Raw genomic sequence first — 5,556 nt, 5'->3', positions numbered from 1 at the left:
GCCCATTCGGCCTCGGTCAGCGGGGCCCAGGGGCGGGGCGGCGTCAGGCAGAGGATGGGGTCCAGCGCCAGGCGGCGGAGCAGGAAGGCCTTCGGCAGCTCGGCGGGGAGGAAGGCGGGAGGGGACATGGGGCGGGGTCCGGCAGGGCGATTAGAACATATATCGAACGTTTTTGATTCGCAAGAAAATTGCACGGCGCAGCCGGAGGAGTGGGATCTGGCGCGGCGATGGGTGAAGTCGCCGCGGTGTCCGGCGAGGGCGATCTCCACCGCCTGCGGCCGGAGGATGCCATGCACGCATGAGCGCCTTCCTCCCGCGTTGCGCGGCAACCGATGACCGCCGCTTCCGGACGCGCCGTGCCGCTCTCCCGCACGCCAAGGGTCTGAAGCGTGGTGCCGGGGCCTCGCTACAGACCGCGAGGCGCAGCTTGCCTCCGGGAAGACCTCACGCAGCCCGGCGCCGAAGCTGTCGCGCTCGGCGGATCGGCAGCCTTCACCGCCATGCCGGCAGGCCAAGCTTCGGCGCCGTCGCCCACCCGGCAGACTCACGGTTTCCAAAGGCCTTTCGGCCTTTGGCGGAGGGAGCCCGAGGGAGGCAGAGCCTCCCTCGGACACCCCCCTACCGCCAAGCGCCCAACCCGCGCACACTCCGCCGCAAGCAACACCCGGGGGGACGTGCCATGGCGGAGAGCAGCTACAATGTCGGCGATCTGGTCGCGGAGTTCCTTGCCCGCATCGGCGTCACCACCTGTTTCGGCATCGTCTCCGTCCACAACATCCCGATGCTGGATGGCATCGGCCGGCGCAATGCCATTCGCTACGTCATGGCGCGGAACGAGATGGGCGGGGCACATATGGCGGATGCCTATGCGCGGGTGTCCGGCCATCTCGGCGTGATCTTCACCTCCACCGGGCCGGGCGCCGCGAATGCCGTGGCGGGGCTGGTGGAGGCGCAATTCGCCGGCTCGCCGGTGCTGCACATCACCGGCCAGACGCCGACCAGGTTCATCGACCGCGACATGGGCTCGGTGCATGACGTGCCGGGGCAGACGGCGATGCTCGCCGCGGTCTGCAAATCCGCCTTCCGCGTGCGCTCAGCGGCGGAGGCGCTGGGGGTGCTGACGCGCGCCGCGACGCTGGCGCTGACCCCGCCCATGGGCCCGGTCTCGGTCGAGATCCCGATCGACATCCAGCGCACCGTCATTCCTCGTCCGGCGATGCTGGACAGCCTGGTGCTGCCGGTGCCGCCGCCCCTGCCGCCGAGCGAGGCGGCGCTGGAGGAGGCGGTGGAGATCCTGGCGCGCGCCAAGCGCCCGATGCTCTGGCTGGGCAACGGCGCCAAATCGGCGGGGCCGGAGGCGTTGCAGCTCCTCGAGCTCGGCTTCGGCGTCGTGTCCTCCTGGAACGGGCGGGGGATCGTCGCGGAGGATCATCCGATGAGCCTCGGCGGGCTGCACGGCAATGGCAGCCCGCGCGTCATCGAGTTCTACCGCTCCTGCGACGCCATGCTGGTGGTGGGCAGCAAGCTGCGCGGGCATGAGACGATGGAGTTCAGCCTGAAGCTGCCGGAGCCGCTGGTGCAGGTGGATGTCGATCCCGCTGCCTGCGGCCGCACCTACCCCAGCGCCGCCTTCGTCTGCGGCGATGCCGGGCTGACCATGGCGGCGCTGGCGCAGCGGCTGCGCGGGCGCATGCAGGTCGATCCCGGCTTCGCCGCCGATTTCGCCGCCATGAAACGCCAGGCGGTGGCGGCCTATTGCGACACGCTCGGGCCCTATGCGGAGTTTCCGGCGCGGCTGCGCACCGCGCTGCCGCGGGATGCGCTCTGGGTGCGGGACATCACCATCAGCAACTCCTCCTGGGGCAACCGCATCTTCCCGGTCTATGGGCCGCGGGATGCGGTGCATCCGGTGAGCGCGGCGATCGGGCCGGGATTGCCGCTCGGCATCGGCGCGGCGCTGGCGGGAGGCGGCCGCAAGGCGATCGCCATGGTCGGCGACGGCGGCTTCGCGCTGAACCAGACGGAGCTCTGGACCGCGGTGCAGGAGCGCGCGGAGCTGGTGGTGATGGTGATGAACGATCGCGGCTACGGCGTCATCAAGCACATCCAGGGCGCGCTGCAGGATGGGCGGATGTTCTACGGCGATCTGCAGGGGCCGGATCTGCAGCAGCTTGCCGCCGTCGCCGGGCTGCCGGGGTTCAGGGTGAGCAGCGTCGAGGAGCTGGGGCCGGTGGTGGCGAAGGCGGTGGCCACGCCGGGGCCGAGCCTGGTGGAGGTGGACATGCAGGCGATCGGCGCCTTCCCGCCCTATGCGCCGTACAACAACATGGGAATCTACGCGAAGCGCGCAGCCGAATAGCCACGCGCCCTCCCGCTCTGTTAGCCTCGCGGCAAAGAGCAAGAGGGAGGAGACCATGTTCACTCGCCGTGCGCTTGGCGCCGGGCTGGCCGGGCTTGCCGCGCCCCTGGCCGCCCCTGGATTGGTCCGTCCGGCGCTGGCCCAGGCCCCGGCCGCCTGGCCAGGGGACCGGCCGATCGAGGTGGTGGTGCCCTACCCGCCGGGTGGCGGCGTCGATGTCATGACCCGGCTGCTGATGCCGCTGGTGGGGCAGCAGCTCGGCGGGGCGCGGATGGTGGTGACCAACCGCGCCGGCGCCAGCGGGCAGCTCGGCTTCGAGCTGACCTTCCATGCGCCGGCGGATGGCTACCTGCTCTGCGCGGTCAGCGCCCCGGTGCTGCAGGCCATCCCGCTGGAGCGCGCGGCGCGCTACCGGACGCTGGAATTCACCTTCCTCGCCAATGCGGTGGAGGATGCGAATGTGGTGCTGGTCCTGGCGAACTCGCCGCTGACATCGCTGGCCGACCTGGCGGCGGCGGCGAAGGCGCGGCCGGGCGGGCTCAGCTATGGCAGCACCGGCGTCGGCTCGGACGACCACATCGCGATGCTGGCCTTCGAGGCGGGGGCCGGGCTGCCGCCCATGGTCCATGTGCCCTTCAACGGCGCCGCGCCCTCCATCCAGGCGCTGCTCGGCGGGCATATCGACCTGCTGGTGGCCAATGCCTCGGACGGGCTGGCGCTGCGGCGGGAGGGGCAGGTGCGCTATCTCGGCCAGGCCTCGGTGGAGCGCTGGTCCGCATTGGCGGATGTGCCGACCTTCCGGGAGCAGGGCTTCGACGTGCTGATGAGCGCGACGCGCGGCTTCGTCGCCCCGCCCGGCCTGCCGGCGCCGATCCGGACGCGGCTGGAGGCGGCCTTCACCGCGGTCTTCGCCGATCCCGGCTTCCGGCGGGAGGCGGAGCGGATGGGGATGCCGTTGCGGCCGCTGGTGGGGGGCGCCTATGCCAGCATGGCGGCGGAGACGGAGGCGGCGCTGCGCCAGCTCTGGCAGGTCCGGCCCTGGAAGGAAGGCTGAGGCGGCCGGGCTGACATTTTATTTCAGGGCGCGAACAGCCCGTCGCCCTTCCCGGCGGCGGGGCGATGGCCGCCAGTCCCGCCGCCAAGACCGGCTGCCCGGCCAGGCACGCGGGCGCCTTTATGGAACGATGCGGGGGCCGGCGCGGCATGGCCGGTAGCACCCGGCGCGCCGCACAGGTCGGGGCGCTGTCTTAACAAATCGGAGACAACTTTCAGTTGTGTTGTTCCGGTGCAGCGTTGCTCTTTTGCAACGGCGCACGGTGCTGTTCCCTTTTCGAACCATATGGTTGATAATGGGGCGCATATTTTCGCGTGATTGAAAGGTTCAGGCGTGGCGGTTCGGGACCTCCGGGCGCGAGGTGGGGCTTCGGCGGAGATGGTTGCACGGCTGGAGGAGCCCCGGCGATTGCTCCCGGTTCAGCCGCGTACCATGGTAGAGCAGGCGGCGGAGGCGATCGTCGCCGCCGCCGCCCGCGGCATCTTCCTGCCCGGCGACAGGCTGGTGGAAGCCGAGATCGCGCGCGACCTCGGCATCAGCCGGGTGCCGGTGCGGGAAGCGTTGCGGCTGCTGGAAAGCCAGGGCATCGTCAGCTCCACGCCCTACAAGGGCATGCGGCTGATGCAGGTGACCAATGCCGGGGTGGCCGCGCTGATGCGCGTGCGCCTGGCGCTGGAGGTGCTGGCGGTGCGGGAGGCCCTGGCCCAGCCAGGCGGGGCGGAGCGCTTCCTCGGCCTGCGGGACGCCGCCGCCGGCTTCAGCGCGGTGGTCGGGGCCCCCGACCCCGCCCTGCGGGTGGCGGCGGAGGAGCAATTCCACGGCGAGCTCTGCGCCGCCTCCGGCAACCCGCCGCTCCTCGCCCTGTGGCAGAGCCTCTCCCGCCAGCTCGCCGTGGTCTGGGGGCTGGGCCAGGGGATCAACGACGCGCCGGCCGCCGACCGCGAGCACCACGCCCTGCTGCAGGCGCTGGAGGCGGGGGACGAGGCGCAGGCCGTCGCCCTGCTTTCCGTCCATATCCAGCGCAATGAGGGGCAGGATTTCGAGGCGGTGACCGCCGCCCGCCGGCATCGCGGCGGCTGAGGCGGTGACGCGCCCGGCATGGCGGCCGGGCCGGATGCTCTGGAGCAATATCCAGAGCAGATCGCCGTAGGGCGGCATCGCCCGGAGGCGTGAATCTGCACTGCGAACAAAGGCTCTCGAGCAGCTTATCTCCGAGCTGCTGGATCGCGCCATGGTCCATCAGCTCGGAGGCTGCTCTCGCCCGCCCGTCCCGGCACGTGGTGGCGCCGGCATGGGCCGGCGCCGGCCCTCGCCGCCTACCTCACCACATACACGTCATAGGTCGGCCCCGCCGGCGGGCGCTGGCCGATGCCCACCGCCAGCACGCGGTTGAGCCAGGCCAGCTCCGGATCCGCCGTCTCGAACCGCACCGCGGTGCGGAAGTAGTACGCGCCGGCATCCACCGCCTCGCCCCGGCCGAGCCGGGCCAGCACCTCCGCCGGGCCGGTGCGGACGCCGCTGTAGTGCATGTAGAGCGTCTGGCCGCGCTCGGTCTTCAGCACCAGGCGGACATCCATATGGGCGGTGCCGTCGGCCTCCACCCGCAGCCAGTCGGCGGTGGTGCCGGGCACCACCTCGCCGCGCAGGGCGGGCCCCTCGAAGCTGCCGCCGGTCACCGGGATGACGCGCAGCTCGCCGCCGCGGGCGGCCGGGCCGGTGGACATCTGCGGCGTGCCGGCGGTCAGCACGATGCGGAACAGGAATTCCGTGGTCAGCGGTAGCGGGGTGACGGCCATCTGTCTCCACTCCCTTTGCAGGTGCCCCGCGGAGTCGCGGCGCAACCCGCGGGAAAGGCCCCGGAGGCTTGGCTCTCCGGGCACGTCGCGCGGCCCTCCGCGGCGAAGCCCCGGCAGGACAGCAGCCGCTGCCGGGTTGCGCAAGGCGTGGGCGGCGGCGAAGGGCTGCCCTGCCATCGGCGTAGCGCGGCGTGCCGCGGCAGGGGGGCTGCTGGCTGGCCGCGGGCGCGGCCATTGGCCGTCCCCTCCCCCACCATGGCCGGGTCAGGCGCGCCGGGCATGGCAGGCAGGCCCTGGCGCAAGGCGCCGCGGCGGGAAGCGGCCGGCCAGCCTGGGCGCGGCCACCG

General features: G+C 72.1%; 4 protein-coding genes. 3 read left to right on the top strand and 1 reads right to left on the bottom strand.

The features are described from left to right. Window positions 1-679 precede the first annotated feature (679 nt). The 3 genes from NJ376_RS28095 (at window position 680) to NJ376_RS28085 (ending at window position 4,493) form a co-directional block, all read left to right on the top strand. On the top strand, window positions 680-2,359 hold the full coding sequence (locus tag NJ376_RS28095) for a thiamine pyrophosphate-binding protein (RefSeq protein WP_252956662.1): 1,680 nt from the start codon (window positions 680-682) through the stop codon (window positions 2,357-2,359). Between the two features lie 55 nt (window positions 2,360-2,414). Beyond that, window positions 2,415-3,413 carry a tripartite tricarboxylate transporter substrate binding protein gene (locus tag NJ376_RS28090; RefSeq protein WP_252956661.1) on the top strand — a complete coding sequence of 333 codons (999 nt, stop codon included), beginning with the start codon at window positions 2,415-2,417 and terminating at the stop codon, window positions 3,411-3,413. 408 nt (window positions 3,414-3,821) lie between these two features. Next, entirely contained in the window at window positions 3,822-4,493 is a 672-nt protein-coding gene (locus tag NJ376_RS28085; protein WP_252956660.1) for a GntR family transcriptional regulator, read from the top strand. 236 nt (window positions 4,494-4,729) lie between these two features. Here NJ376_RS28085 and NJ376_RS28080 read toward each other — a convergent pair whose 3' ends face one another. After that, window positions 4,730-5,209 carry a DUF3237 domain-containing protein gene (locus tag NJ376_RS28080; protein WP_252956659.1) on the bottom strand — a complete coding sequence of 160 codons (480 nt, stop codon included), beginning with the start codon at window positions 5,207-5,209 and terminating at the stop codon, window positions 4,730-4,732. Window positions 5,210-5,556 lie beyond the last annotated feature (347 nt).

Origin of the sequence: Siccirubricoccus soli, assembly GCF_024178315.1 — a bacterium.
Taxonomy (GTDB): domain Bacteria; phylum Pseudomonadota; class Alphaproteobacteria; order Acetobacterales; family Acetobacteraceae; genus Siccirubricoccus; species Siccirubricoccus soli.
This window is presented reverse-complemented; position numbering and strand designations above follow the sequence as displayed.

Excerpts from the sequence above, each read along its gene's own strand:
- NJ376_RS28090 (WP_252956661.1), top strand. The coding sequence starts at position 2,415 with ATGTTCACTCGCCGTGCGCTTGGCGCCGGGCTGGCCGGGCTTGCCGCG.
- NJ376_RS28095 (WP_252956662.1), top strand. The coding sequence starts at position 680 with ATGGCGGAGAGCAGCTACAATGTCGGCGATCTGGTCGCGGAGTTCCTT.
- NJ376_RS28080 (WP_252956659.1), bottom strand. The coding sequence starts at position 5,209 with ATGGCCGTCACCCCGCTACCGCTGACCACGGAATTCCTGTTCCGCATC.